Below are 25,120 nucleotides of genomic sequence, written 5' to 3'. Positions count from 1 at the left end.
AAAGTAAAATTTTTTTCGGGCATATCCTCCCGCTTTTGCGCATAAAATTCAATGAGCGGGGTGGTTTTTCCTTGAATATTTTATTTTTAGCGATGTTTATACTTTCTGCCGTCGCCGTGGCGGTCAGATCTCCCGACGCCTTTCTTCCGGCTCTTTTGGAAGGGGCGGGGAACGCGGTCACGCTGTCGGTCGCGCTCGTTTCGGTGTACGCTGTATGGCTCGGCTTTTTGAAGGTGTGCGAGCATTGCGGGATTTTGAACGGCTTTTCCAAATTGGTCAAGCCCGCCATGTCCCGATTGTTCCGCGTGAGCGATGAAACGGCGCTGGGGCTGATCACCGTCAACGTGACGGCAAACATGCTGGGCATGGGCGGCGCTGCCACGCCCGCGGGCGTTTCCGCCATGGAACGGCTGGACGGCATCGGCAGCCCCGCATACTGCAAGTCCATGCTCTTTGTCGTGAATACCGCGAGCATTCAACTTCTGCCCACGACGGTCATCGCCCTGCGCGCGCAGTACAATTCCGCCGCGCCCTATGATATTTTGCTGCCCGTGCTCGTTTCGGGCGCCGCGGCGCTGATCCTCGGGATCCTCGCGGTCAAACTCGTGTACGGGAGAAACAAGACATGAATCTGTTCGTCTATCTGATCCCCGCGCTCTTCGTCGTGGTGTTCATCGTCGCGGCGATCCGCAAAGTGAAGGTGTACGACAGTTTCGCCGAGGGCGTAAAGGGGGCGATCCCGCTCGTCGTGTCGCTGTTTCCGTTCGTCGCCGCAGTATTGATCCTCAGTCAGTTGTTTGAGGCGAGCGGGCTTTCCGACGGACTGCAAAGTCTGCTCGCGCCCGTCTTTCGGCTGGTCGGCGTGCCGGAGGAAATCGGAAAACTCGCGCTGGTCAAGCCGTTTTCGGGCAGCGGCGCCACCGCGCTCCTTTCGGAAATTTTTCAAAAATACGGCGCGGACAGTTATATCGCCCGCTGTGCCTGCGTCGCGTACGGTTCGAGCGAAACGGTCTTTTACGTGGCGGCGGTATACTTTGCTTCGGTCAGGGAAAAAAAACTCGCCGTCCCCATCGCCATCGCCCTATGCGCCAACTTCATCGCGCTCGTGTTCGGCTGTTTCCTATGCCGTTTTTTTTAGCCGGCAGAAAATGTTAATTTGCATAAATATTTCTGTTTCTTATCATTTTTGATAACCGAAAAAACAATTAATAATGTTAAATATAGACAAAAAAGCCATAATATAGAAATATTTGTCGAAAAAATGATTAATTCAAACAAAAAATGTTAATAAAATAAAGAACCGAAAAATTTTAAAAAAAGTTTTTTTTTGCTGGACTTTTTGGGTAAAATCGATTAAAATATACGTGTAATCAAACGAAAGACGGAATGCCTTCCGTGTGGTTACCTTCTATAGCTCATCATTTTCCCCCTTATCATATAATGGGTCGGGCACAGTTTCTGCAAAGAAACTGTGCCCGATTCATTTTATCGCAGAATAAAAGGACCGCGAAGAATTATCCTTCGCGGTCCTTTTCATTTTCCGAACACCTCTTCGGCGATCTTTACGCTCGCGTTGGCGTCCTTGGCGTAAAAGTCGGCGCCGATCTTTTTCGCGTACTCTTCGCTGAGCACCGCGCCGCCGACCATCACCTTACAGCGCGGGCACGCCGCGCGGAGCAGTCGGATCGTTTCTTCCATATTGGGCACGGTCGTCGTCATCAGCGCGGAAAGTCCGCAAAGGCGCACGTTTTGCTTGCGGCAGGTTTCCGCGACCAGTTCGCAGGGCACGTTTTTACCCAGATCGAGAATGGCGTAGCCGTAATTTTCCAAAACCGTCTTGACGATGTTTTTGCCGATGTCGTGCACGTCGCCCTGTACGGTGGCGAGCACGATGGTTCCCCGATTTGCGCTTTCGCCCCCTTTGAAGTGCAGTTTCACCTCTTCGAAACATCCCTTTGCGCTCTCCGCCGCGGCGATGAGTTGGGGCAGGAACAATTTCCCGCTCTCGAACAGATCTCCCACTTTATTGAGCGCGGGGATCAGAAATTCGTTGATGACGGCAAGCGGTTCGCGTTCCTTTAAAAGTTCCGCCGTTGCCGCGCGGGCGCGGGGCAGGCCCTTTTCGATACAGTAAAATATATCCCGCTCCGCCTTGCCGTCCGAAAGGGGCGCGCTCTTTTGCGCGGGTTCGGGAGCGGCTGCGAACATTTGCGTAAAGGCGGCGCAGTTGGTATCCCGTCCCGTCAGCACGTTGAACGCCGCGACCGCCTGCCTGTTTTCGGCGACGTTCGGGTTTAAAATGGGCAGATCCAGCCCCGCGTACAGGGCGGCGAGAAGGAACGCGTGGTTGACGACGGGGCGGGCGGGGAGCCCGAAGGAAATGTTGCTCACCCCCAGCACCGTCTTTACGTTATGGCGGCGCTTGATCTCGGCGATCGCCGCCAGCGTTTCTTTCGCCTGCGCCTGTTCGGCGCTCACGGTCAGGGTAAGACAGTCGATGTACACGTCCTCTTCGGGGATGCCGTATTCTTTGGCGCGCGCGATGATCTTTTCCGCGATGGCGACGCGCTCCGCGCACGTTTTCGGGATCCCTTTTTCGTCTATGGTCAGCCCCACGACGGCGGCGCCGTAGCGCGCGACGTGGGGGAGGATCGCGTCCATCACCTTATCCTCGCCGTTGACGGAGTTTACGATCGCCTTGCCGCAATAATAACGGAGCGCCTTTTCTATGGCGTCCGCCTTGCCGCAATCGATCTGGAGGGGAAGGTCGGTCACCGTCTGCAAATGCCTGACGATTTTGACGAGCGTCTTTGTTTCGTCGATCTCGGGCAGCCCCGCGTTCACGTCCAGAATTTCCGCGCCCGCCTCCGCCTGTTCGAGCGCCTGGCGGGAAATGAAATCCGTGTCGCCCGTAAGTAGCGCCGCTTTCATCGCCTTTTTGCCCGTGGGATTGATGCGCTCTCCGATCACCTTCACGCCGTCGACGACGACGCGCTTTCTCGCCGAACACACCGCGGATACGCGTCTGAACGGCGTCGGCTGCGGTTTGGCAGCGTCCGCGATCTCTCGCAGTTTACGGATATATTCGGGCGTGGTGCCGCAGCAGCCGCCCACGATGCGCACGCCCTTTTCGATAAACCCTTCACACGCGCGCGCAAATTCGTCCGCGCTCACGTTGTAATTTCCCGCCGCGTCGGGAAGTCCCGCGTTTGCCTGCATGATAACGGGCTTGTCGGTAAACTCCAGAATCTTTTCCGCGACGGGCAGAAGTTGTGCGGGACCGAGCGAGCAGTTCACGCCGATCGCGTCCGCGAGCGGCGAGGCGGTCAGCGCGTAGCAAACCGCGTCGCAGCCCATAAAGGTGCGCAGGTTCTGTTCGAAGGTCATCGAGGCGATCACGGGGAGATCGCTGTGCTCCCTCGCCGCCAGAAGGGCGGCTTTCAGTTCGTAAAGATCGGTCATGGTTTCGAGGAGGATCAAATCAGCGCCCTCTTTTCCCGCCTCGACGGCGTGCGCGAAAATATCGTACGCCTCGTCGAAGGTCATGGGACCCGCAGGCTCCATGAGTTTTCCCACGGGGCCTAAATCGAGCGCGACGAACTTGTCCTTCGCAGCCTCGCGCGCCAGTTTCACGCCCGCGCGGATGAGTTTTCCGGAAAGTTCATAACTTCCCGCTTTGTAGGCGTTCGCGCCGAAGGTATCCGCCGAGATCACGTCCGCGCCCGCGGCGGCGTATTGGCGGTGGATCTTTAAAACGAGATCGGGCCTTTCGATATTGACGAGTTCGGGAAGGGTGCCGACGCTCGTTTCTCTTTGCAGCATGGTGCCGAAAGCGCCGTCGAACACGACGATATTCTCTTGTAAAAAATCTTTAAATCGCATGGATCATTCCTTTCTGTAAGCGCAGCCGCCGTGCTTGCAGTTTCCGCACTTATTGCCGCACCCGTGTTTTTTTTCGGGCGCGCTTTGCTTTGTCACGCCGATGAGCGCCGTCACCGATTTCTGCGGGGACAAGAGAAAACTTTCGTCCGAGCACAGGCCGATCTTGGTGTCGGCGGAAAGAAGCCGCAGGATCTTCGGCTGGGCGGAAAGGGGAAAATCCCCGTATCCGCAGGAAAAGCGTTCGGTCAGGGCGAATGTTTCGCCCGCTTGCAGATCCTCGCAGATCTCGTCCGCATAACTTTCTACGGCGCAGGTCGCGGCGCTGTCTAAAAGCAGGGCGTCGTTCGCCTTTCCCGCCGCGAACAGGCGCGAGATTTCCCGCTCCGCGTCCGCGCCTACGGTCGCGGCGAACAGATACAGTTCCGTACAGCCCGCAAGATGCGCGGCGACGTCTTGTCCCTCCAAAGCGAAATCTCCCGCGATGCGCATATCGGGGCCGATTGCGAATTTTTTCACCACGCAGCGCGGCCGCGCGAGTTCCATGCAGCGTTTCGCCGCCTCTTCGAGTTTGTTTTGCAGGGTTTCGTCGAATTCCTGTCCCTTCCAGCCGAGGTAACGGAGAAGTTCGGTTTGCCGTATTTCCATATAATTATTGTTGGTTGAGTTCGCCGAGGATATACCCGATATTCTCGGTTATTTTGCGCGCCACATAGGTATTGTTCATCACGTACAGGTGCACGCCCGCCGCGCCCGAAGTCAAAAGATCGATGATCTGTTCGGTGGCATAGGCGATACCCGCCTCCATCAGCGCTTCGGGTTTGTCGTAAAAGCGGGAGATCATGCGCGAGATCTTCGCGGGGATCTTGCCGCCCGAAAGCGCCACGATGCGGTCGACGTGATTTTTTTTCACGAGCGGCATCACGCCCGCCTGTACTGGCACGTCGATGCCCGCCACGCCGCACAATTCCATAAAGCGGAAAAAGTCCTCGTTGTCGAAAAAGAGTTGCGTATTGAGATGGCTCACGCCCGCGTCCACTTTGATTTTCAAATTGCGGATATCCTCGCGCACGTTTTCGCTCTCGGGATGCCCTTCGGGATAGCACGCCGCCGCGATATCGAACGCATAGCCCTGCGCGCGGATAAAGGAAACGAGATCGCTCGCGTAGCGGAAATCGGGCGAGAGAGGGCGCCCCTCGATGCGGTCGCCGCGCAGAGCGAGTATGTTTTGCACGCCGTTTCGGGAAAGTTCCGCAAGCGCCGCTTCCACGGCGGCTTTGTCCGAATGCAGGCAGGTCACGTGCGCCAGCGGCTCCACGCCGCACTCTTTCACGAGTTTGGCGATGCCCGCCGTGCCCGCGTTGTTCGAGCCGCCCGCCGAGCAGGTTACGGAAATGTAATCGGGCGAAAGGGCGGAAAGTTCGCGTATGGTATTTTGCACGGCGGAAAGTTCCGCCGTAGGCTTGGGCGGAAATATCTCGAAGGAATAGACCGCTTTTTTATTTTGAAACAGTTTCGAAAGGATCATTGTAAAAACTCCCCGTGCGAAAAAAGTCGCACTATATATACATTATACTAAAAAGGTCGAAAACGTGCAAATAGTTTGAAGATTTGTTCTTAATTTATTTTCAGGCGCATACAGTAAAATATATCTTTCGTTCGGGAGGAATTATTATGAGTGAACGGATCGACTATGCGGAAATGCTGGAAATACCCGTCAGCACCGTCAACGTAGTCAGAAAAAAAAGCAAGAAGAAGCGCGCCGAGACGGACGATCTGAAAGACCAGGTCGTCAAAGCCGTCAACGAGCGCGTGAGCGAGGGGGACTTTTCCGAAGAAAAAAGCGAAGAAGTGCTCTCTGAAACGCGGTACGCCGCGAGCGAGGATCTTTCCGAGGAATACGACCTCGAAGAGCCCGACGCCGCGCCCGTCAAAGTTAAGGGCAAATTTTTCGACAGTAAAATTTTGCTCGCGCAGTTCGTCGCCGTGCTGGCGCTCGCCGCGACCATCTTTCTTACCAACATTTTCTGGAAAGAGAGCGCCATCAATACCTTTTTCGCGGGACTTTTGAATCCGACCGACCAATCGCAGTCGGTGGACGACGACCGTATCTATTCGCAGTTGACCATGGGCTCGGTCGTTTCCGACGATGACATCACCTGCACCGTGTCCGATACGGGCGTGCTCTCCTTCACGGGCGAATGCAGCGTCTATACGCCCTGCGACGGCAAGATCGTTTCCGTCACGGAAAAAGACGGTCTGTACACGGTGAAGATCGAGCATACCAAGTCATTCTCCACGGAAATTTCCAATCTTTCCACGGCGTATTTCGCCGCGGGCGACAAGGTGTTTTCCACTATTCCCGTGGGCTATACGAAGGGCGCGTCCCCCGTTTCCGTTTCCATGTTCGACAACGGGAATCTGATCAAATCCTATACGGTCAACGAGGCAAACGATATTATTTGGAACGTGTAAGCCATAAAGAGCGGTTTTATTTCACGATACATCCGCTCTTTCTCCTGTTCGGCGTTTTTTACGCGCTGACCGGACGGTTTTTTCTGTTTCTGACGTACACGCTGACGGCTGTCATGCACGAATTCGCGCACGCCGCCGCCGCGGCACGGGTGGGGTACCGCTTACGCCGCATCGTTTTAATGCCGTACGGCGCGATCATCCGCGGCGATCTGGAAGGCATCTCTTTCAAAGACGAAATTTTCGTCGCGCTCGCGGGTCCGCTCGCCAACGCCGCGGCGGCGCTCGGCTTTATCGCGCTGTGGTGGCTGTTTCCCGACGCCTATCCCTACACGGACACGGCGGCGTTCGCCTCGCTCGGGATTGCGGCCGTCAACGTACTGCCCGCCTATCCCCTCGACGGGGGCAGGGTGCTTTTCTGCGCGCTCGCCAAAAAAAAGGGGGAAACTTTCGCGCGCAAGTTGTGCCGCGCCGTCAGCCTCGTCATCGGCGCCGCCTTTTTGGGGTTGTTCGTGTACGGCTGTTTTATCGAAGTCAATTTTTCTATGCTCTTTTTCGCCTCGTTCATCATAGCGGGCGCGTTCGGCGGCAACGGTTGCCGCTACGACAGGATCCGCTATGACGTCACGCGGACGCTCGCGCGGGGGGCGGAGATCAAACGGGTGGCCGTGTTGGAAAGTTGTCAGGTCAAAAAAATCATCGGATATATGGAACGGGGCAGGGTCCTGGAACTGTGCGTCTATTCGGACGGCGGCGAACTTCTGGAGATCCTCGACGAAAACGAGATCGTGGAACTTCTGGAACGCGCCGACCTCTACGCGCCCCTCTCGGAGTGCCTGAAAAGTCCTGTCTGATCAAAAAAAGCGCCGATTTTTCGCGCTTTTTTTATTTTGCTCTTGCAAAGCGTGTATTTGTGTGTTAAAATAATAGACGGCAATGCTCGATACGGATACGCACCTTTTGTTTTGTTTAATTTTAACGGCGCGCGCGGCGCGCGGGGATTTTTGATAGATGAAGAGGAATATGTACTTTGACTACTTCGGCGACGACTGTTTCGCGGCGCTGACCGAAGGGGACGAACTCGTCGAGTTTCATCTCGATGCGGGGGACCAGAGCGAAATTTCGGGCAACATTTACAAGGGAAGGGTCGTGAACGTGCTCAACGGAATGCAGGCGGCGTTCGTCTGTTTCGGGCAGGCGAAAAACGGCTATCTGTACGCGGGCGATATGCCCGCAGAGGCCGCCGCCGCAAATTCCGACTCGCGTCTGAACGTGAAGATCGGCGACGAAGTGATGGTGCAGGTGACCAAGTCCCCCATGGGGACCAAGGGCGCGCGGCTGAGCATGAACGTATCCTTTGTGGGGAAAAACCTCATTTATCTTCCCGCCACGCCCTTTTTGGGCGTTTCGCGCAAGATCTGCGAGGAAGAGGAGCGCGAACGCCTTCTGGAATGCGCGAAAAAACTCGCTTTCGAGGGCGGCGGGCTGATCATGCGCACCCACTCGCGCGCGGCGAATTTCCGCCAGCTGAAAAACGAAGCGAAATATTTGCGGGAGATCTATCTTTCCGCGCTGGAAACATATAAAAACGCGGAAGTGGGCGACCTCGTTTACCGCGCCGCGGACGCGCATATCAAACTTCTGCGCGACGTAGATGTGGACGGCATCGACAAGATTTATGTAGCGGACGAAGCCTCTTACAAAAAAGTCGAAAGGCTGTTGAAGACGATCAGCCAGAAAAACAAATTGGTGCGCTATACTGGCGCGCGGGAAATGTTTGCGCAGTTCGGGCTGGAAGAGGAGATATATAAACTGGTCAAGAGCCGCGTGGAACTGAAAAGCGGCGCGTACCTGTGTTTCGACAAGACGGAGGCGCTCACCGCGATCGACGTGAACACGGGAAGTTTTACGGGCGAAAACAACCTCGAAGACACGGTGTTCGCCACAAATATATTGGCGGCGCGCGAGATCGCGCGGCAGGTGCGCCTTCGCAATATCGGCGGCATCGTGGTCGTGGATTTTATTGATATGCAGAGCGAGGAGCACCGCGCGGCTGTCATTTCGGAACTGGAAAACGCCCTCAAAGAGGACAGAGCAAAGTGCAACGTTGTGGGCATGAGCGCTTTGGGGCTCGTGCAGTTCACGCGTAAAAAGGAAAAAAAGGACAATTTGTCCCTCATCACGAAACCCTGCCCCTACTGCAAGGGGAGCGGCAGCGTTCTGTCCGACTCCTATCTCGCCTACCGCATCAAGATCGCCATCAAAGATCTGTTCGCGCGCGGCTACGAAAACGCGATCGTCGAACTCAACGCGGGTATTTTTGCCATGATCGTCGGAAAACATTATTTTTCTGGCGCCGTCGCGGGCGAATGGCGTTCGAAACGCATCTACATGATCCCGCACAAGACCTTTCATGAAGAATACTTTACCGTGCGCGGCGACAACAACACCGTTTTGACCTTGCCCGACAACGCGCAACTTTTATATTGAATTGAAAGAAAACCGCATTCCTGCAAAGGAATGCGGTTTTTTTATGTTGCCTGCGCCGCGGAAAAGCAAAAATCCGCCCGTTCGCATAGAATGTAATGATTTTCTTTTTGCGGGAGGGCAGGCATTTGCAAAATAAATTCCCCAACGTTCGGTTTCTCGCGCCCGATCGGGTATTCGTTTCGGAGGAAGCGACGATCGGCGACGGCGCAATCATCTATCCCGATAACTACATATACGGCCGCACGGTCATCGAGGCGGGCGCGGTCCTGCGCCCCGAAAATATATTGGAGGACGCCTTTGTCGGCGCGGGTTCCGAGATCGAAAAGAGCGTGCTGCGCGGCGCGCGCGTCGGCAAAAACTGTACGGTGGGTCCGTTCGCCCACCTCAGAAAGGGCGCAAACGTAGGCGATAACTGCCGCGTGGGAGATTTCGTGGAGATCAAAAATTCCGTCGTGGGCGCGGGTACCAAAGTGAGCCACCTCGCCTACGTGGGCGACGCGGACGTGGGCGAAAACTGCAATATCGGCTGCGGCGTCGTGTTCTGCAATTACGACGGCAAGAACAAACACCGCACGCGCGTCGGCAACAACTGCTTTATAGGCAGCAACGTCAACCTCATCGCGCCCGTGGAGATCGCGGACGGCGCGTTCGTCGCGGCGGGAACCACGGTCACGGAGGGCGCGGGCAAGGGCGATTTCGTGATCGGCCGCGTGCGCCAGCAGATCCGCGCAGGCGGCGCGAAACGTTATTTGGGAGGAGAAGAAAAATGAGCGACAGATTCGGAACGGACGGGATCCGCGGCGTCGTCAACGAAAGTCTGACTTCCCGCACGGCGTTCGCGCTCGGAAACGCGCTTTGCAGACTGTACGCAAAGCCGACCGTTTTTATCGCGCGCGATAACCGCGTTTCCTCGGATATGCTCATGCTCGCCATTGCGGCGGGCGTGACGGTGGGCGGCGGAAACGTCCTCGACGGCGGCGTTCTTCCCACCGCCGCGTGCGCGTATCTCACAAAGCGCCACGCCGCCGATTGCGGCGTGATGATCAGCGCCTCGCACAATCCGCCCGAATTCAACGGCATCAAGGTGTTCGACGGCGCGGGGTGCAAATTCGACGAAAAACTCGAACGCCGCCTGGAAAAATATTTTATCGACCGCCTGTTCGCGCCCTCTCTGTCGGTAGGGCGCTACGAATACGTGCACGAGGCGGGCGAAGAATACCTTCGTCACCTCGGCGGCGCGTGTTCGCGGGGGCTGGAAGGATTGCATTTCGTGCTCGACTGCGCCAACGGCGCGGCTTCCGCCTTTGCGCCCGCCGCGTTCGAGCGGCTGGGCGCAAAAGTGACCGCGTGCAATATCAAGACGGACGGCCTTTCCGTCAACGACAACTGCGGCGCGCTCTATCCCGAACACCTTTCGGAATTGGTCGCGCGCCTCCGCGCCGACGCGGGCTTTTGCTACGACGGCGACGCCGACCGATTGATCGCGGTGGACGAAAAGGGCAACGTTGTGGACGGCGACCGCATCATCTGTATATTTGCCGACAAACTGAAAAAACAGGGGAAACTGACGGGCGGTCTGGCAGTGGGCACGGTGCACACCAATACGGGCGCGGAAGTCTGGCTGGCGGCGCGCGGGATCACGCTCGCGCGCACGGATATCGGCGATAAGTACGTCGCGGAATATATGCGCGCGCACGGCGCGGCGGTGGGCGGCGAGCAGTCGGGACACGTGATCTTATCCGAATACGCCACCACGGGCGACGGCATTTTAACTTCTTTAAAACTTGCCGAACTTCTGACGGATACGCCCCTTTCCGCGCTTTCGGATATTCGGCTATATCCCCAATACAACGTGAGCGTGCGCGTCAAAGACAAGGTGCGCGTGCTCGGCGACGAGGGCGTGAGCAACGTGGTGCGGGAATGCGCCAACCGCCTGAATAAGGGCAGGCTGGTCGTGCGCGCGTCAGGCACCGAGCCCGTCATCCGCATCTTTGCGGAGGCGGAAAACTTGCAGGACGCGAAGGGCGCGGCGGAGCGCGTACGCCGCGCGATCGCGCAGTTGAAGGAGTAAAAATATGTGCGGAATCATCGGATGCGTGCAGCGCGGGGGCGATTGCTGGCCCCGCGTGTACGACGGGCTCAAACGGCTGGAATACCGCGGCTACGACTCCGTGGGCGTGGCGGTACTCGATCAGAACGCCATCGGCATACGCAAGAAAAAGGGCGGTGCGGATGCGCTTGCGGACGCATATCTGAAAGGCGGCGCGGGCATCGGGCACACGCGCTGGGCGACGCACGGCGCGCCGTCGGACGAAAACGCCCATCCGCACGCGGCGGGCAAATTCGCGCTCGTGCATAACGGCATCGTGGAAAACTTCGCCGCGCTGAAAGAAGAATTGGTCGCGGCGGGAGAGGTCTTTCTTTCCGAAACGGACAGCGAAGTGATCGTAAAACTCATTTCGCGCGCCTATACGGGGGATTTTCTGCGCGCGGTGCGCGACGGGTGCGCGCGGCTGGAAGGCTCCTATGCCATCGCCGTTTTATGCGAAGATTTTCCCGATACCGTCGTCTGCGCCAAATGCAAAAGCCCGCTCGTCGCGGGCACGGGCGCGGACGGCGTGTACGTGTGCAGCGATATCCCCGCCCTTTCGGGCGTGTGCGGCTCGATCTGCCCCGCGTCGGACGGGGAACTCATCTGTCTTGTCGGACAGCGCGTGCTGTTTTACGATTTTAACCTGAACGCGGTCGACAAGACGTTCACGCCCTCCGACGGCGGCTCCGCCGTGCGCGAAAGGGGCGCGTTTACAAGTTATATGGAAGAGGAGATCGCGGATATCCCCCGCGCCCTGTCGGATACGTACGCCGCCCTGAAAGGCATGGATTTCACCGCCTGCGCGCGAAAACTCGCGGCGGCGGAGCGCATCTTCGCGGTCGCCTGCGGCACTGCGTTCCACTCCACCCTCTCCTTTCGTTTCGTCGCGGAAAAATGCCTCGGTGTGCCCGTTATCTGCGAACGGGCGAGCGAATTCCGCTATAAGACGCGGCTGATTCAAAAAGACGACGTTCTCGTCGCGGTCAGCCAGAGCGGAGAGACCGCCGATACCGCGGAGGCGGTCAAACGCGCGAAAGCCGCGGGCGCGTACGTCGTTTCGGTCACGAACGTGCGTCATTCGACCATCGCGGCGCTGTCGGATACCAACGTGCCCATGCGCGCCAACGCCGAGATCGCGGTCGCCGCGACAAAAAGTTACAACTGTCAACTCATGTGCCTCTTCACGCTCGCCGCCGAGGCTTGCTGCAAAAAAACGGGCGTATATCCCTCCTTTTATTACGATCTGCCCGCGCTGTCGTTCGCGGCGCGCGAAGCGTTTTCCTGTTTTCCCGAAGTGGACGCGCTCGCGTCGCGGCTCAAAGAAAAATCGGCGATGTATTTTCTGGGGCGCGACGCGGACTTCGTTACCGCCGTCGAGGGCGCCTTGAAGGTCAAAGAGATCGCCTACGTGTTCAGCGAGGGGTATCCCGCGGGCGAACTCAAACACGGCACGCTCGCGCTCGTCGAAAAGGGCTTTCCCGTCATCGCCATCGTCACGCAGAAATCGCTGGCGAAAAAGACGGAAAACGCCGTGGCGGAAGTCATCGCTCGCGGCGGATACGTGGCGCTCTTTTCGCCGTTCGAAAGCGTTTTGAAGGAGAGCGCGGCGCAGTTTTGCTGCAAGATCCCCGCCGTGCGTGAAGAACTCGCGGGCGCCGTTTCCGTCATACCCTTGCAGTATTTTGCCCTCAGAATGTGCCAATTGCGGGGGCACGATCCCGACAAACCGCGCAATCTCGCCAAGAGCGTGACGGTGGAATAAAAAGAGGCGGGCGCAAAAATATGCGCCCGCCTTCCTTTTACAAATATTTTTTAAACTGTTCTTCGTACGATTCTTCCATATGCAGAAGTTCTTTGCACAAGGATCTGACTTCGTCGCTCAGGTTGTCCTTGCTGTCGTTGAGCGAGCGCAGAAGGGCTGTGGTGCCCATTACCGTGCCCTGCGTCATCATTTCCGCAATGTGGCCGCGGGAGTTATCTTTGAAGGTGCTCATCTTGATAGAACTCCACATCATCGCCTTTTTCAAAGGATTGGGTTCTTTGAGTTCCAGATCCTTTTCCTTGGCGAGAAGCGCCGCTTTGCCGGAGATCAGTTCGTATTCGTCGTGCATTTTCTTTAAAAGTTCCTGCATTTTTTCGTCTTCCGTTTCAGGCAGAACGTCCGAAATGGATTGCAGCGCGTAATGCGTGTTGCGATAAATTTCCGCCAGCATTTCGCTGTCGCTCTTGATATCAGCCATAATAAATACCTCCGCCGATTGGTTTACTGTCAGTTTGTGTTCCTTTTCGGGAAATATTCGCCCGCGCAAAACAAAAACGCTTGACAAAAAAACGCGCGTATGATAAATTATATCCTGAGCCGCTCGGAGCGGGCCTTATAAGCGCGCGGGTACGCGCCGCCTTGGCATACGGCGAGACTGGAAAGAGGAGGTAAAAGTATTTTGTACGCAATTATCGAAAACGGAAATAAGCAGTACCGCGTGAGCGAAGGCGAAGTCGTTCGCCTGGAAAAACTGAACGCGAATGTGGGCGACAGCGTGGAGTTCAACGTCGTCATGGTTTCCGACGAGAACGGCGTGAAGTACGGGGCAGACGTTGCGAACGCAAAGGTCAGCGGCACCGTGCAGGCGCAGGACAAGTTCAAAAAGATCATCGTTTTCAAGTATAAGGCGAAGAAGAACGAGCGTAAAAAGCAGGGCCACAGACAGCCTTTCACCGCAGTCAAGATCGAAAAGATCTCGCTGTAACAAAAATTTTGGAGGATAAATAAATGATTTTCATCAATTTATTTGCTCATAAAAAGGGAACGGGCTCCTCTCACAACGGCAGAGACAGCGAGGCAAAACGTCTCGGCGTAAAGCGTTCGGACGGCCAGTCCGTGCTTGCGGGAAATATTCTCGTCCGCCAGAGAGGCACCAAATTCCATCCCGGCAACAACGTCGGTATCGGTAAAGACGATACTTTGTTCGCTTTGACCGACGGCGTCGTGAAGTTCGAGAGATTGGGCAAAGACAAAAAGCAAGTCAGCGTTTACAAAGCGCAGTAACAAACGACCGCCCGCGGCAAATCGCCGCGGGCGGTTTTTTTAACCTGTTTTTGTTTTATCGTTCTTGTGAAAATATTTCATGGTCAGCGAGCGTTCTTCTTCTTTCAGGTCGATATCCTGCAAATTGATCTCGTTGCCCTCGTCGTCTAAAAGGGGCTGGGGGATAAAATGTTTTTTTCCGAATCCGTATTTGCATTTGCGTTCCCACAGATTGGCGAGCACGTTTACGAGAATGCTGAATATCAGCGTCGGCACGGAAACGATGGCCATGATGAGCGAAAATACGTTGGTATTCTGTACGGCGGAGAGGACCATTACGATGGTGATGACGGAAGTGATGAGTTGCGCGGTATATTTTGCGATTTTCAGAAAGTGACGGAAAGGCGAAGGCTTTTCGTTGAGCAGGTTGACGCGGTAACTCAAAAAAGTCGTCACCGCAGAGAGAAAGAGCGCGACGGATATGAGGGTGACGAGCAGGATCCCGAGCAGATTTTTATAACTCGTATAATAGAATATCGCGTACGCGGCATAGGCGGCGTAAAAGCACAGATAAGTGCACGCGATGATGAATTTGGATTTTTTGATTTTTCTTTTAATACTCATAGACAGCATATACTATACACCCAAAACGCCCGCTTGGCAAACAATTTTTTGCCGAATGGGGGAAAAAGACTATGTAAAAATTGGGTGAAGAAATCGTTTTGCCGTCTATAACAATGACATTGCATCGAAACGCGCATTTTGAAAGCGCGCTTTTTTTTCGTTCCATATTTCTTGGGCGACTTGTTTCAGCAGGGGATCTTCGACGGCGGCGATGAAGTCGTCGAGCCACGCGGTCACTTTCTCTTCGTCGTAGCGGATTCGTTCCCAATGGGAAATAAGTTCGTCAAAACGTTTTTCCTCTGCGTTGATCACGGAAAAGAACGGCCCGCGCAGGCTCAAAGCCGTCGTGATGCACAGTAGGCGCACCGCGTCTTCTATCTTCCGTTTTTTAAGGGGAAGATTTAAAAAGTTTCCGTCCTCTTTTTTGCACATTTTTAAAAACAGCACTACCTCTTGTTCGTAGCCTTTTTCCAGATCTAAATTCATAAGAACCTCTCCTTTTTTTAAGTATACTGCATCTAATGGGTGCAAGTCAAGTATTTTGCACCTGTTAGATGATATAATTTTTATAACGGAGGTAGTTTTATGATTACACTTGATCAAGTTCGTGAAAGGATTATTGAGGCGATTCAGCAAAGCGGGTTGACGCAGAGCGAATTGGCTCGGCGAATAGGAGTTAAACATCAACAGATATCTTGTTATGTCAAAGGACAAAAATTGCCTGCATTGGATACGTTCGCAAACCTTTGCGCGGCGTTGGAAGTAGACCCCGCCTATATCCTTTGTCTTTCCGACTGATTTTTGCCAAAAATTTTTTTCTTTATCCGTTTTGTATAAGATATGGAAATTATTTTTCTTTGCCAACGGGCGCAAAAAGTGATATAATATAGGGAAGATATGCAAAAAATCACCTACGAAAGAGAATATTTCGAACCGCAAAGCACCCTCGGCTGCGGTCAGACGTTCCGTTTCCGCCCCTGGCGGGAGGGATATTTCGTCTGCGCGGCGGACAGGGCCTGCTACGTTTACGCCCGCGGGAACGAAACTTTTGTGGAATGCGAAGATGCCGACCGCGACTATTTTCATCATTATTTCGATCTGTCGCGCGATTACGGCGAGATCTGCCGCCGCGCGGAAAGTTACGGCATCGAAACCGTCTGCGCCGCCTACCGAAAAGGGCGGGGACTGCGCATCCTCAACCAGGACGAAGAGGAAACGACTTTTTCCTTTCTCGTGTCGCAAAATAACCACATTCCCCGCATCAAGGGCATCTTGGAGCGCATCGCGGAGCGCGCGGGCGAAGAGAAGATCTTTCTGGGCGAACGCTTTTTTACCTTTCCGAAAGCGTCTGTCCTGGCGGAAAAGGACGAGCGTTTTTTTGCGGATCTCGGCGCGGGCTACCGCGCGAAATATCTTTTTGTGTCCGCGAAAGCGATCGCTGCGGGCGCGCTCCGCGGGGCGCGGGAAAAGCACGGCGACGCCCTTCGCGCGCAACTGACGGCGCTGTGCGGCGTCGGCCCGAAAGTGGCGGACTGCATCGCGCTGTTCGCCTATCACGATACCGGGGCGTTTCCCGTGGATACCTGGGTGGAAAAAGTGTACCGCGAAGATTTTCACGGCGCCTTGAAAGACCGAGGGAAGATCGCGGCGTTCTTTCGCGAACTGTTCGGCGACGTCGGCGGATATATCCAGCAGGTTTTGTTTTACTGTAAACGAGGAGAAAGGAGTTAAATATGGCATTTGTTACCATCAACGAAAAAGTCTGCAAGGGCTGCGGCCTTTGCGTGTTCAGCTGTCCCAAAAAAGTTTTGGAACTCAGCGAACATAAACTCAACGCCAACGGCTATCCCGTGGCGGAAGCCGTCCGCATGGAGGACTGCATCGGCTGCGCGTTCTGCGCGACGATGTGCCCCGATTGCGCCATCGAGGTGGATAAATAGGCGGTACGATTTCAAAAATAAACGGAGGATTCATGGCTAAAATTTTATTACACGGCACCGAGGCGATCTGCGAAGGCGCGATCCGCAACGGCTGCCGCGCGTTTTTCGGTTATCCCATCACGCCGCAGAACGAAGTTCCCGAATATATGTCGGTCAAAATGCCCGAGATCGGGGGCGTGTTCGTACAGGCGGAAAGCGAAATCGCCGCCATCAATATGGTGTACGGCGCCGCAGGCTCGGGCGTGCGCTCGATGACGAGTTCGTCCAGCCCCGGCATCAGTTTGAAACAGGAAGGCATCTCCTACATCGCCTGCGCGAAAATTCCCTGCGTCATCGTCAATATCATGCGCGCGGGTCCCGGGCTGGGCGGCATTCTGCCCGCGCAGGGCGACTATTTTCAGGCGGTCAAGGGCGGCGGCCACGGCGATTATCGCCTCATCGTGCTCGCGCCCGCGTCCGTGCAGGAGGCGTGCGACCTCACCTATCTCGCGTTCGATCTGTCGGACAAGTACCGCGTGCCCGCCATGATCCTCGGCGACGGCATGATCGGCCAGTTGATGGAGCCCGTCGAATTGCCCCCCATGCGCGCACTTTCCGATATTCCCGAAAAAGATTGGGCGACGGACGGCGCGTTCGGCGAAAAGCGCCGCATACTCAATTCCCTTCTGATAGACCCCGACACGCTCGAACCGCACGTGCAGGCTATGCAAAAAACGTATGCCGAGATCGCGCAGAACGAAACGCGCTGCGAAACGTATCTTTGTGAGGACGCGGAAATCGTTCTGACCGCGTACGGCACGGTCGGTCGCATCGCAAAGAGCGCGGTGGACGCGCTGCGAAAAGCGGGCGTCAAGGCAGGACTCATCCGCCCGATCACCCTCTTTCCTTTCCCCGCGGAGGCATACCGCGCCGCGGCAAATACCGCCAAGGCGTTTCTCACGGTGGAACTTTCGCTCGGGCAGATGGTGGAGGACGTGGAACTCGCCGTCGGCGGCAAGAAACCCGTGTATTTCTTCGGGCGGCAGGGCGGCAACGTCATGACGGAAGAGGAGATCGTGGACGCCGCGAAAGAGGCGCTGGAAACGGCGGAAGGAGTGCGTAAATGAAAGTATTCGAAAAGACGAAAATGCTGACCGACGTGCCCTTGCATTACTGTCCCGGCTGTACGCACGGCATCGTGCACAGGCTGGTGGCGGAAAGCCTCGAAGAATTGGGCGTACAGGAACAATGTATCGGCATCGCGCCCGTGGGGTGCGCGGTGTTCGCGTACGACTATTTCAACTGCGATATGCTGGAAGCGGCGCACGGCCGCGCCCCCGCGGTGGCGACGGGCGTCAAGCGCTGCCATCCCGACAAAATGGTGTTCGTGTATCAGGGCGACGGCGACCTTGCGAGCATCGGCATGGCGGAAACGGTCCATGCGGCGGCGCGCGGCGAGCATATCACCATCATCTTTATCAACAACAGTATTTACGGTATGACGGGCGGACAGATGGCGCCCACCACGCTGCTCGGGCAAAAGGCGACTACCTGCCAGAGCGGGCGCGACGCGGCCGTCAACGGGTATCCCATCCGCGTATGCGAACTTTTGGCGACGCTCGACGCGCCCTATTATATCGAGCGCGTTTCCACGCACGACGTAAAGCACGTTCTTGCGGCGAAAAAAGCCATCAAAAAAGCCTTGCAATTCCAGAAGGAAGGCAAGGGCTATTCGTTTGTGGAAGTGCTCGTATCCTGCCCGACGAACTGGCACATGACGCCTGTCGGCGCGTTGGAATTCATGAAAGAACAGACGTCCCGTACTTTCCCGCTCGGCGTATATCGGGATAAGTCGAAGGAGGAAGCATGAAAAAATTTCTCTTTGCGGGCATGGGCGGTCAGGGCATTTTGAGCATGGGACGCTTTTGGACGGAGAGCGGGCTGATTGAGGGCAAGGAAGTTTCTTATCTTCCCGCTTACGGGCCTGAAATGCGCGGCGGTACGGCAAACTGCGCGGTCATCATTTCCCGCACGCCCATTGCCTCGCCCTTATGCACCAAGCCCGACGTGCTCATCGCGATGAACGCGCCCAGCCTGCACCGTTTTGCCAAAAACGTAGTCCCGAACGGGCTGATCCTCATCAACGGCAACCTTTCCGACGGTTTTTCGGGGCGCGACGACATGCGTTCTCTCGTGCTGATGGCAAACGATCTGGCGCACGAGGCGGGCGACGTGCGTTCCGCCAACATGGTAATGACGGGCGCGCTCTGCGCGCTGACAGGCGCGGTTTCCGAGCGCAGTATTCTCGCCTGCCTGCACGAAAAATTTGCCGCAAAGCCGAACCTGATCGGCATCAATGAAAAGGCGTTCCGCCTCGGCCTTGCGGCCGCAGACGAAGGCTTGAAAAAATAAAACGCCCGCCCCGCTTTCGCGGTATAGGCGTGAGGTATGCGAAAGCGCCCGATCTGAGATCGGGCGCTTTTTTCATGCTTTTTCGAAAAAGTCGAGCATTTCCGAGATCGCCTGCTGCGATTCTTCGTAGTGGGGGAACGCCACGTCGAAAACATGGCTGAGTTTCGGATGATCTTTCTTATCGTAAAATTTGAAAACGTACTCCGCGCCGTTTTCTTCCAGCCAATGCGCGAAATCCACGGACAGGGGAGATAGCGCGTCTTTTCCGCAACTGATCAGAAAAATTTTCGGCAGAGGTATCTCCTTCGCGAAGCGGCAGATGCTCATATTTTGTAGGATCTCGGGATCTTTTGAAAAATGTTTTTGCAGCATTCTGAGGTTCGCGCCCATCACGCCGCCGAGTTTTGCGGCAGGATCGGGCACGGGATGCGAAAGCCCGATCGCGCGCACGGAAAAGGGCGGCGCCTGCACGCCGTACAGCGCCTGCAACCGTTCGCTGTGCGCGATCGACCAAAGGAGCGTCGCGAGATGTCCTCCCGCCGAATCGCCCGCGAGGTATGCGCGCGAAAAATCCAACCCGAGTTCTTCCCTCCTTTTATAGGCGTCCGCCATGCAGTCGGAAAGGTCTTTGATTTGCGCTTTCAGATCGGCGCCGTCCGCGAGAAGCCGATATTCGGGGCTGACGACGGCGTATCCGCGCCTGGCGAGATGGGTTATGTACACGTCGTTGAGCGCCTTGTCGCCGTACACCCAGCCGCCCCCGTGAATGTCGAAGATGACGGGAAGCGCCCCTTGCCGCGCGCAGTCGCGGTAAACGTCGTAAAAAACAGGCTCGTTTTCGGTCATGATATCGCGCGCGACGTCCACGCCGTCCAGAGGTTTCTGCGTCTTTTTGCGTTTTTTATCCGAACTCCCGATCAGTTTTCGGGTGCAAGAAATTATGAATTTATCTAACATACGACCATTATAACATAATTTTACTGTTTTTCAACAAGAATTTCACTTTGCTTATTTGGATTTTTATTGTATTATAGAGGCATAACGAAAAGCGGTCGGCGCGACGCGGCGGACGGCAAATCGTCCAATAGCAAGATTTTACTGTTTTTTTCTCGGAAATCGGGGTGAAATCGCAATATATTACTTATTTTCGGCAAAACAATCGCTTATTTTTTGATCGCGCTTGTGCTATAATTCATGTAACCTTTAAAAATTCGGAGGAATTATGGCAAGATTTGAGGAAATGTCCACGCTTTTACAGCGCGGTAAAGCAAAGGACTTGGCGGCTCTCGTAACGGAAGAGTTGGCAAACGGCGTAACGCCCAAAGACATTCTCACCCAGGGTCTGATCGTCGGCATGGGCATCATCGGAGAAAAATTCAAGAATAACGAAGTGTTCGTTCCCGAAGTTCTCATCGCGGCAAGAGCGATGAACGCGGCGCTCACCGTTCTGAAACCCGCTTTGGCGGAAACGGGCGTGGAGCCCGTCGGCACGGCGGTCATCTGCACGGTCAAGGGCGACTTGCACGATATCGGCAAAAACCTCGTCAAGATGATGATCGAGGGCACGGGCCTTCGCGTTATCGACCTCGGCGTGGACTGCGACGCGGAAAAGGTGGTACAGGCCGTCAAAGACAACAATGCGGACATCGTCTGCCTGTCTTCGCTTCTGACGACCACGATGATGTACCAGAAAGACGTCATCGAGGCGCTCAAAGCCGCAGGCATCCGCGATAAGGTAAAAGTGATGGTGGGCGGCGCGCCCGTAACGCAGGCCTTTGCGGACGAGATCGGCGCCGATGCCTATACTCCCGACGCGGCGAGCGCGGCGGAAAAAGCGCGTTCTTATTTCGATTGATCGTTCAATAGCGGAAAAGGCAGTTTTAAAACTGCCTTTTTTCATCTGACGGAGGCAAAAAAATGATCGTAAAAGTTCTCTCGGGCGGCAATACGCGCGAATTGGAGTGCGAAAAAGGGGAAAATCTTCTCGCGCTTTTGCAAAGACACGGCTATCATATCACGGCGCGCTGCGGCGGCCGCGGCAGTTGCGGCAAGTGTAAAGTGAAAGTTTTGCAGGGCGCGTTCGAGAACCAACGGGAAGATTTCGTCCTTTCCTGTCTGGCGACCGTCGGGAACGACTGCGCGGTGGAAGTTTTCGAAACCGAGGGCGGCGGGCTCACCTACGCGCGCGCGGCGCTGTCCGCGGCGGACGGGGAAGAGGGGTTCGGCGTCGCGCTGGACATCGGCACCACGACGATGGCTTTTTCGCTCGTCGATCTGAAAACGGGCGCGGAGATCGAAACTTCGGGCGTTTTGAACAGCCAGGGCGCCTACGGAGCGGACGTCATCAGCCGCATCGTCAGCGCGAATGAGGGCAACGCCGCGGCATTGCAACGGTGCGTCTTGGATCAGACGCGCGATATGCTGCATACATTCATGCAGAAATATTCGTTGCCGACCTTAAAACGGCTCGCCGTGTGCGGCAATACGACCATGCTGCATCTGTTTTTGCAAAAGAGCGTTAAAGGCATCGGGCAGTATCCCTTTACCGCCGAATTTCTCGATATCGTGCGCCTTTCGGGCGCGGAATTGTCCTTACCCGTCGAAGAAATCGTCCTTTTGCCATCTGTTGCGGCGTATCTCGGCGCGGATATCGTTGCGGGCGGGCTCGCGGCAAACCTTTCCGCTGGCAACGATCTTTTGGTGGATATCGGCACGAACGGAGAAATGCTTTTGCACGTTGACGGCAAATTTCTTTCTACCTCCACGGCGGCGGGCCCCTGTTTCGAGGGCGCCAACATCGAATGCGGCACGGGCGGCGTGTCGGGCGCGATCGACAGCGTATGCCGCAAGGACGGAAAACTCGAATACACGACCATCGGCGGCGCGCCCGCCGTCGGTATCTGCGGCGCGGGGCTGGTGGACGCGATCGCTTTGATGCTGCGCGAAAACGTCATAGACGGGACGGGCGCTTTCACGGGCGACGAAGAGCGCTTTTATCTTTCGGAAAACGTGTACATATCGCAGAAAGACGTGCGCAATTTCCAACTCGCAAAGAGCGCGATCTACGCGGGCATCCGCGTTTTGCTGCAACGCGCGGGGTTGGATTTCGAAAAAGTCGACCGCCTGTACATTGCGGGCGGGCTCGGCTTTTATCTCGACCGCGACAACGCCGTCGAAGTGGGGCTTTTGCCCGAAGAATTGAAAGACAAGATCGAAGTGATCGGTAATTCCGCGCTTGCGGGAACGAAAATGTGTCTTTGCGCCGCAAAAAATCTGGAACGCGCGCAGGAACTCGCGCGGGGCGCGGAATACATCGACCTTTCGGCGGACGCGGCGTTTATGGACGAGTATATTTCCAATATGAATTTCGGAGAGAGCGATGCGTACGACGATTGACAAGATCCTGCAAGCGGCAAACGGACGTATCCACCAATGGGCGGTGGTCGAGGTGAAAGATATCGAATTTTCCGAAGAGGTGGTCGCAGCCTGCCGCGCCAATTACTGCGGCAATTATAACAAGTCCTGGATGTGCCCGCCCCACGTGGGCACGCTCGAAGAACTGAAATCCAGATATACGGCGTACCGCTATGCGTTCGTGTTCACGACCAGACACGAGGTGGAGGACAGTTTCGATATCGAGGGAATGTTCGCCGCGCGGCTCGTGCACGACGAAGTCGAGGATCTCATCCGTCCCTGTCTTCCCGAAAATGCGCGCGTTTTAGGCGCGGGCGGGTGCAACGTATGCAAGAAATGCGCCTATCCCGAACCCTGCCGTTTTCCCGAAAAGGCAAAATCTTCTGTGGAAGCGTGCGGAATCAACGTGGTATCCCTTGCCAAAACCGCAAAAATCAATTATACTAATGGCGAGAATACCGTCACGTATTTTTCCGTAGTATTCTTGAATTGCAAATGAATTTAAAAAATGCGAATCTGAAAAATATCCTTAACTTCAAAGAACTTGAAAAACTGTTCCGCAATTATGCGAATACGAGCGGTTTGGACGTCGCTCTTTACGATTTAAACGGTGAAGAGCAACTTTGCGTACGGAAAAACGATTCTATCTGCAATCTCATCAAGGACAACCATTCCTGCCGCGAAAAGATCGTGTACAGCGGCAAAAAAGCGCAGGAACTGGGCAGCGGCTATATCTATGAAACGCCGTGCGGGCTGATCATGTGCATCACCCCCGTGGTGGTGGAGGGAGAAGCGATCGGCTATATCACGTCGGGGCCCGTCATTTTGTGGGAAAACGACGAGTTTTTCGAGGATGAATTCCGCGAAAAGTGCGCGGAACTCGGCGTAAACCTCGATGCGGACTTCGATTTTTCCAAGATCAGACAGGTCGCCTGCGAAAACATGACCAGCGTTTCGGAAATGCTGATGACGCTCGTCAACTACATGGTCATCGAGGAGAAAAAATATCTCGAACAGCGGCTGGAACTTTCGCGCCTCAACCTCGAACGGATGAAGGCGGCGCGCGAAATGCAGATCCGCGAGTCGAGCCAGCCGCGCTATAACAAATATCCCATCGAACTGGAAAAGGAACTCATCGCTTACGTACAGTTGGGGGATCGGAATAAGGCGAAAAACATCATCAACCGCTTTTTAAACGAAATTTTTTCTTTCGCGAGCGGCGATCTGGAGATCATCAAGGCGAAACTGTACGAATTCTGTGCCTTTTTATCGCGCAGCGCCGTCGAGGCGGGCGCTCCCCTTGCCTCGCTGACGGATATCATCAAAAAGAATTCCAAACTTTTGCTGGACAATACGGATTTTCCCGATTTGTGCCGCGGTACGGTGGAAATTCTGGACGATTTTCTCGACGTGGTGTATAAGAGCCGCGGCAAGAAGAATACGAGCGAGCATCTCGCAAAAGCGATCCGCTTTATCAACGCGCATTACGCCGAGGACATCAACCTCGACAGCCTTGCGCAGGAAGTGTTCGTTAGCACCTATTACCTGAGCCATCTGTTCCGCCGCGAAATGGGGGTCACGTTCAGCGATTATCTCGCCAAAGTGCGTGTGGAAAAGGCAAAAGCGCTCTTAATGGAGGGTGTTTCGGTGGAATCCACGTCCGAGCGCGTGGGGTATAACGACAGCAATTATTTCATCAAAATTTTTAAAAAATACGTCGGCGTCACGCCCGCGAAATACAGAAAGAGTTTAAACTGAAAGACCTGCCCGATCTGGACGGGTCTTTTTATCGGGTGACTTTTGCGGGGAAACGTGATATAATATCCGCACAAAACGAGGGAGGAGAAGAAAAATGATCATTTGCGTAGGAGAAATATTGGCGGATCTCATCGGAAGAGAGCATGACGGGATCTTTTCGTACGACAGGTTTGCAGGCGGCGCGCCCTTCAACGTTGCGTGCGGGCTGAAAAAACTGGGCGCCGCATGCGGATTTTACGGCAGCGTGGGCGACGACCTCGTCGGCGATTTCCTCATCTCGTTCGCCGAACGGCAGAATTTCGATTTTCTGGAAATCAGGAAGGACAACGAACGCAACACCACGCTTGCTTTTGTGGAACTGGACAAGGGCGGGGAGCGCCGCTTTTCCTTTTACCGAAAAAACACCGCCGATTATATATTGCAGTCCGCGGCGGCGGAAAAGATCGCGAAAATCGCGGATATCGTGCATATCGGCTCCGTGCCCCTCTCGAAGGAGGAGGGCCGCGCTTTCGCCGACGAACAGATCTTACGCGCCCGCGCGCATGGTAAAAAAGTGAGTTTTGACGTAAATTACCGCGAAGATCTCTTTGCAGGCGCGGCGGAGGCGGCGGATGTTTACCGAAAATATATCGAAAACGCGGATATCGTCAAGTTTTCCGAAGACGAGTTGACGCTCTTTTATCCCGAATCGACGCAGGAAGAGGCGCTTTTAAAAGCGTCCTCCGGCGGAAAGACGGTCTTTTTGACGCTGGGCGGCAAGGGAAGCGCTGCGGCGTTTCGGGGCGGGATCGTGCGCGCGGAAACGCTGCGCGTGCGGCCCGTAGATACAACGGGCGCGGGCGACGCCTTTTTCGCGGGTGTTTTGAGCGCGCTGGACGAGGGCGAAACGGATCTTTCTCGCGTGCTTCGCCGCGGCAACGTATGCGGCGCGCTCACCACGCTCTCCCGCGGCGCCGTCGACGCGTTTCCCGATAAAAAAACGCTGGAAAAAGCGCTCGCCGAAAACTGAATTTTCAACTTCTTTATGAGAGCCGA

Annotated in this window: 28 protein-coding genes; 21 read left to right on the top strand and 7 right to left on the bottom strand. The window is 55.4% G+C overall.

Translation table 11 applies throughout. The annotated features are described in order from the left end of the window. Positions 1-71 precede the first annotated feature (71 nt). Positions 72-629, top strand: a complete 558-nt coding sequence (locus ESZ91_RS02970) for a nucleoside recognition domain-containing protein (protein ID WP_129223988.1) — start codon at positions 72-74, stop codon at positions 627-629. After that, positions 626-1,138: a nucleoside recognition domain-containing protein gene (locus ESZ91_RS02965; RefSeq protein WP_129223986.1), complete on the top strand. Its 513-nt coding sequence runs from the start codon at positions 626-628 to the stop codon at positions 1,136-1,138. The genes ESZ91_RS02970 and ESZ91_RS02965 overlap by 4 nt, the downstream gene beginning before the upstream one ends. Positions 1,139-1,533: 395 nt before the next feature. On the opposite strand, the gene ESZ91_RS02960 is transcribed toward ESZ91_RS02965, so the two are convergent. The 3 genes from ESZ91_RS02960 to metF are packed head-to-tail and all read right to left on the bottom strand — an operon-like array spanning position 1,534 to position 5,407. Continuing rightward, complete coding sequence (locus ESZ91_RS02960) at positions 1,534-3,882, bottom strand: homocysteine S-methyltransferase family protein (RefSeq protein ID WP_129223984.1); 2,349 nt, start codon at positions 3,880-3,882, stop codon at positions 1,534-1,536. Between the two features lie 3 nt (positions 3,883-3,885). Further along, positions 3,886-4,527, bottom strand: coding sequence for a hypothetical protein (locus ESZ91_RS02955; RefSeq protein ID WP_129223982.1), 642 nt, complete (start codon positions 4,525-4,527; stop codon positions 3,886-3,888). 4 nt (positions 4,528-4,531) lie between these two features. Then, the gene (metF, locus tag ESZ91_RS02950) at positions 4,532-5,407 is read right to left on the bottom strand and encodes a methylenetetrahydrofolate reductase [NAD(P)H] (protein WP_129223980.1); all 876 of its coding nucleotides are present in this window, start codon (positions 5,405-5,407) and stop codon (positions 4,532-4,534) included. Positions 5,408-5,553: 146 nt separating this feature from the next. Here metF and ESZ91_RS02945 point away from each other — a divergent pair, with 146 nt between their 5' ends. From ESZ91_RS02945 to glmS, 6 genes are all read left to right on the top strand, one after another. Continuing rightward, positions 5,554-6,354, top strand: a complete 801-nt coding sequence (locus ESZ91_RS02945) for a M23 family metallopeptidase (protein ID WP_129223978.1) — start codon at positions 5,554-5,556, stop codon at positions 6,352-6,354. Beyond that, positions 6,342-7,205, top strand: coding sequence for a site-2 protease family protein (locus ESZ91_RS02940; RefSeq protein ID WP_129223976.1), 864 nt, complete (start codon positions 6,342-6,344; stop codon positions 7,203-7,205). The genes ESZ91_RS02945 and ESZ91_RS02940 overlap by 13 nt, the downstream gene beginning before the upstream one ends. Positions 7,206-7,374: 169 nt before the next feature. After that, positions 7,375-8,841, top strand: a complete 1,467-nt coding sequence (locus ESZ91_RS02935; protein ID WP_161971020.1) for an Rne/Rng family ribonuclease — start codon at positions 7,375-7,377, stop codon at positions 8,839-8,841. Positions 8,842-8,966: 125 nt separating this feature from the next. After that, the gene (locus tag ESZ91_RS02930; protein WP_161971019.1) at positions 8,967-9,611 is read left to right on the top strand and encodes a DapH/DapD/GlmU-related protein; all 645 of its coding nucleotides are present in this window, start codon (positions 8,967-8,969) and stop codon (positions 9,609-9,611) included. Further along, positions 9,608-10,912: a phosphohexomutase domain-containing protein gene (locus ESZ91_RS02925; protein WP_129223970.1), complete on the top strand. Its 1,305-nt coding sequence runs from the start codon at positions 9,608-9,610 to the stop codon at positions 10,910-10,912. The genes ESZ91_RS02930 and ESZ91_RS02925 overlap by 4 nt, the downstream gene beginning before the upstream one ends. A 4-nt stretch (positions 10,913-10,916) precedes the next feature. Beyond that, a complete protein-coding gene (gene glmS / locus ESZ91_RS02920) occupies positions 10,917-12,695 on the top strand; it encodes a glutamine--fructose-6-phosphate transaminase (isomerizing) (RefSeq protein ID WP_129223968.1) in 1,779 nt (592 codons plus the stop codon). 37 nt (positions 12,696-12,732) lie between these two features. Here glmS and ESZ91_RS02915 read toward each other — a convergent pair whose 3' ends face one another. Then, positions 12,733-13,173: a hypothetical protein gene (locus ESZ91_RS02915; RefSeq protein ID WP_129223966.1), complete on the bottom strand. Its 441-nt coding sequence runs from the start codon at positions 13,171-13,173 to the stop codon at positions 12,733-12,735. A 201-nt stretch (positions 13,174-13,374) separates the two neighbouring features. Here ESZ91_RS02915 and rplU point away from each other — a divergent pair, with 201 nt between their 5' ends. Together rplU and rpmA are read left to right on the top strand one after the other, a co-directional pair. Further along, entirely contained in the window at positions 13,375-13,680 is a 306-nt protein-coding gene (gene rplU, locus ESZ91_RS02910; protein WP_129223964.1) for a 50S ribosomal protein L21, read from the top strand. A 23-nt stretch (positions 13,681-13,703) separates the two neighbouring features. Continuing rightward, complete coding sequence (rpmA, locus tag ESZ91_RS02905) at positions 13,704-13,979, top strand: 50S ribosomal protein L27 (protein ID WP_129223962.1); 276 nt, start codon at positions 13,704-13,706, stop codon at positions 13,977-13,979. Between the two features lie 39 nt (positions 13,980-14,018). Here rpmA and ESZ91_RS02900 read toward each other — a convergent pair whose 3' ends face one another. Further along, positions 14,019-14,582 carry a hypothetical protein gene (locus tag ESZ91_RS02900; RefSeq protein WP_129223959.1) on the bottom strand — a complete coding sequence of 188 codons (564 nt, stop codon included), beginning with the start codon at positions 14,580-14,582 and terminating at the stop codon, positions 14,019-14,021. Between the two features lie 105 nt (positions 14,583-14,687). After that, entirely contained in the window at positions 14,688-15,068 is a 381-nt protein-coding gene (locus tag ESZ91_RS02895; RefSeq protein WP_129223957.1) for a hypothetical protein, read from the bottom strand. 99 nt (positions 15,069-15,167) lie between these two features. Between ESZ91_RS02895 and ESZ91_RS02890 the strand changes: the two genes are divergently transcribed. From ESZ91_RS02890 to ESZ91_RS02865, 6 genes are all read left to right on the top strand, one after another. Then, positions 15,168-15,380 (top strand): helix-turn-helix domain-containing protein, encoded by a 213-nt coding sequence (locus tag ESZ91_RS02890; RefSeq protein WP_129223955.1) that lies wholly within the window; start codon positions 15,168-15,170, stop codon positions 15,378-15,380. A gap of 99 nt (positions 15,381-15,479) precedes the next feature. After that, on the top strand, positions 15,480-16,313 hold the full coding sequence (locus tag ESZ91_RS02885; protein WP_129223953.1) for a DNA glycosylase: 834 nt from the start codon (positions 15,480-15,482) through the stop codon (positions 16,311-16,313). A gap of 2 nt (positions 16,314-16,315) precedes the next feature. Next, entirely contained in the window at positions 16,316-16,522 is a 207-nt protein-coding gene (locus ESZ91_RS02880) for a 4Fe-4S dicluster domain-containing protein (RefSeq protein WP_129223951.1), read from the top strand. Between the two features lie 32 nt (positions 16,523-16,554). Further along, the gene (locus tag ESZ91_RS02875) at positions 16,555-17,628 is read left to right on the top strand and encodes a 3-methyl-2-oxobutanoate dehydrogenase subunit VorB (RefSeq protein ID WP_129223949.1); all 1,074 of its coding nucleotides are present in this window, start codon (positions 16,555-16,557) and stop codon (positions 17,626-17,628) included. Beyond that, positions 17,625-18,371, top strand: coding sequence for a thiamine pyrophosphate-dependent enzyme (locus ESZ91_RS02870; protein WP_129223947.1), 747 nt, complete (start codon positions 17,625-17,627; stop codon positions 18,369-18,371). The genes ESZ91_RS02875 and ESZ91_RS02870 overlap by 4 nt, the downstream gene beginning before the upstream one ends. Next, on the top strand, positions 18,368-18,913 hold the full coding sequence (locus ESZ91_RS02865) for a 2-oxoacid:acceptor oxidoreductase family protein (protein ID WP_129223945.1): 546 nt from the start codon (positions 18,368-18,370) through the stop codon (positions 18,911-18,913). Before ESZ91_RS02870 ends, ESZ91_RS02865 begins: the two co-directional genes overlap by 4 nt. A 72-nt stretch (positions 18,914-18,985) precedes the next feature. Here the strand turns inward: ESZ91_RS02865 and ESZ91_RS02860 are convergent, their stop codons facing one another. Then, positions 18,986-19,870 carry an alpha/beta hydrolase gene (locus ESZ91_RS02860; protein ID WP_129223943.1) on the bottom strand — a complete coding sequence of 295 codons (885 nt, stop codon included), beginning with the start codon at positions 19,868-19,870 and terminating at the stop codon, positions 18,986-18,988. 265 nt (positions 19,871-20,135) lie between these two features. On the opposite strand from ESZ91_RS02860, the gene ESZ91_RS02855 reads away from it, so the two are divergent. The 5 genes from ESZ91_RS02855 to ESZ91_RS02835 all read left to right on the top strand — a co-directional run bounded on the left by ESZ91_RS02855 (position 20,136) and on the right by ESZ91_RS02835 (position 25,094). After that, on the top strand, positions 20,136-20,768 hold the full coding sequence (locus ESZ91_RS02855; RefSeq protein ID WP_129223941.1) for a corrinoid protein: 633 nt from the start codon (positions 20,136-20,138) through the stop codon (positions 20,766-20,768). 62 nt (positions 20,769-20,830) lie between these two features. Beyond that, positions 20,831-22,309 (top strand): ASKHA domain-containing protein, encoded by a 1,479-nt coding sequence (locus ESZ91_RS02850; RefSeq protein ID WP_129223939.1) that lies wholly within the window; start codon positions 20,831-20,833, stop codon positions 22,307-22,309. Beyond that, the gene (locus ESZ91_RS02845; protein ID WP_129223937.1) at positions 22,293-22,826 is read left to right on the top strand and encodes a DUF2284 domain-containing protein; all 534 of its coding nucleotides are present in this window, start codon (positions 22,293-22,295) and stop codon (positions 22,824-22,826) included. Before ESZ91_RS02850 ends, ESZ91_RS02845 begins: the two co-directional genes overlap by 17 nt. Continuing rightward, positions 22,823-24,085 (top strand): PocR ligand-binding domain-containing protein, encoded by a 1,263-nt coding sequence (locus tag ESZ91_RS02840; RefSeq protein ID WP_129223935.1) that lies wholly within the window; start codon positions 22,823-22,825, stop codon positions 24,083-24,085. The genes ESZ91_RS02845 and ESZ91_RS02840 overlap by 4 nt, the downstream gene beginning before the upstream one ends. A gap of 94 nt (positions 24,086-24,179) precedes the next feature. Then, positions 24,180-25,094, top strand: coding sequence for a carbohydrate kinase family protein (locus ESZ91_RS02835; protein WP_129223933.1), 915 nt, complete (start codon positions 24,180-24,182; stop codon positions 25,092-25,094). Positions 25,095-25,120: the final 26 nt, after the last annotated feature.

It is taken from the genome of Candidatus Borkfalkia ceftriaxoniphila, from assembly GCF_004134775.1.
GTDB lineage: Bacteria > Bacillota > Clostridia > Christensenellales > Borkfalkiaceae > Borkfalkia > Borkfalkia ceftriaxoniphila.
The sequence above is the reverse complement of the archived record's forward strand: the minus strand, read 5'-3'. Positions and strand labels throughout refer to the sequence as shown.

Excerpts from the sequence above, each read along its gene's own strand:
- ESZ91_RS02965 (WP_129223986.1), top strand. The coding sequence starts at position 626 with ATGAATCTGTTCGTCTATCTGATCCCCGCGCTCTTCGTCGTGGTGTTC.
- ESZ91_RS02960 (WP_129223984.1), bottom strand. The coding sequence starts at position 3,882 with ATGCGATTTAAAGATTTTTTACAAGAGAATATCGTCGTGTTCGACGGC.
- ESZ91_RS02955 (WP_129223982.1), bottom strand. The coding sequence starts at position 4,527 with ATGGAAATACGGCAAACCGAACTTCTCCGTTACCTCGGCTGGAAGGGA.
- metF (WP_129223980.1), bottom strand. The coding sequence starts at position 5,407 with ATGATCCTTTCGAAACTGTTTCAAAATAAAAAAGCGGTCTATTCCTTC.
- ESZ91_RS02945 (WP_129223978.1), top strand. The coding sequence starts at position 5,554 with ATGAGTGAACGGATCGACTATGCGGAAATGCTGGAAATACCCGTCAGC.
- ESZ91_RS02935 (WP_161971020.1), top strand. The coding sequence starts at position 7,375 with ATGTACTTTGACTACTTCGGCGACGACTGTTTCGCGGCGCTGACCGAA.
- ESZ91_RS02925 (WP_129223970.1), top strand. The coding sequence starts at position 9,608 with ATGAGCGACAGATTCGGAACGGACGGGATCCGCGGCGTCGTCAACGAA.
- glmS (WP_129223968.1), top strand. The coding sequence starts at position 10,917 with ATGTGCGGAATCATCGGATGCGTGCAGCGCGGGGGCGATTGCTGGCCC.
- ESZ91_RS02915 (WP_129223966.1), bottom strand. The coding sequence starts at position 13,173 with ATGGCTGATATCAAGAGCGACAGCGAAATGCTGGCGGAAATTTATCGC.
- rpmA (WP_129223962.1), top strand. The coding sequence starts at position 13,704 with ATGATTTTCATCAATTTATTTGCTCATAAAAAGGGAACGGGCTCCTCT.
- ESZ91_RS02900 (WP_129223959.1), bottom strand. The coding sequence starts at position 14,582 with ATGAGTATTAAAAGAAAAATCAAAAAATCCAAATTCATCATCGCGTGC.
- ESZ91_RS02895 (WP_129223957.1), bottom strand. The coding sequence starts at position 15,068 with ATGAATTTAGATCTGGAAAAAGGCTACGAACAAGAGGTAGTGCTGTTT.
- ESZ91_RS02890 (WP_129223955.1), top strand. The coding sequence starts at position 15,168 with ATGATTACACTTGATCAAGTTCGTGAAAGGATTATTGAGGCGATTCAG.
- ESZ91_RS02885 (WP_129223953.1), top strand. The coding sequence starts at position 15,480 with ATGCAAAAAATCACCTACGAAAGAGAATATTTCGAACCGCAAAGCACC.
- ESZ91_RS02880 (WP_129223951.1), top strand. The coding sequence starts at position 16,316 with ATGGCATTTGTTACCATCAACGAAAAAGTCTGCAAGGGCTGCGGCCTT.
- ESZ91_RS02875 (WP_129223949.1), top strand. The coding sequence starts at position 16,555 with ATGGCTAAAATTTTATTACACGGCACCGAGGCGATCTGCGAAGGCGCG.
- ESZ91_RS02870 (WP_129223947.1), top strand. The coding sequence starts at position 17,625 with ATGAAAGTATTCGAAAAGACGAAAATGCTGACCGACGTGCCCTTGCAT.
- ESZ91_RS02865 (WP_129223945.1), top strand. The coding sequence starts at position 18,368 with ATGAAAAAATTTCTCTTTGCGGGCATGGGCGGTCAGGGCATTTTGAGC.
- ESZ91_RS02860 (WP_129223943.1), bottom strand. The coding sequence starts at position 19,870 with ATGTTAGATAAATTCATAATTTCTTGCACCCGAAAACTGATCGGGAGT.
- ESZ91_RS02855 (WP_129223941.1), top strand. The coding sequence starts at position 20,136 with ATGGCAAGATTTGAGGAAATGTCCACGCTTTTACAGCGCGGTAAAGCA.
- ESZ91_RS02850 (WP_129223939.1), top strand. The coding sequence starts at position 20,831 with ATGATCGTAAAAGTTCTCTCGGGCGGCAATACGCGCGAATTGGAGTGC.
- ESZ91_RS02845 (WP_129223937.1), top strand. The coding sequence starts at position 22,293 with ATGCGTACGACGATTGACAAGATCCTGCAAGCGGCAAACGGACGTATC.
- ESZ91_RS02840 (WP_129223935.1), top strand. The coding sequence starts at position 22,823 with ATGAATTTAAAAAATGCGAATCTGAAAAATATCCTTAACTTCAAAGAA.
- ESZ91_RS02835 (WP_129223933.1), top strand. The coding sequence starts at position 24,180 with ATGATCATTTGCGTAGGAGAAATATTGGCGGATCTCATCGGAAGAGAG.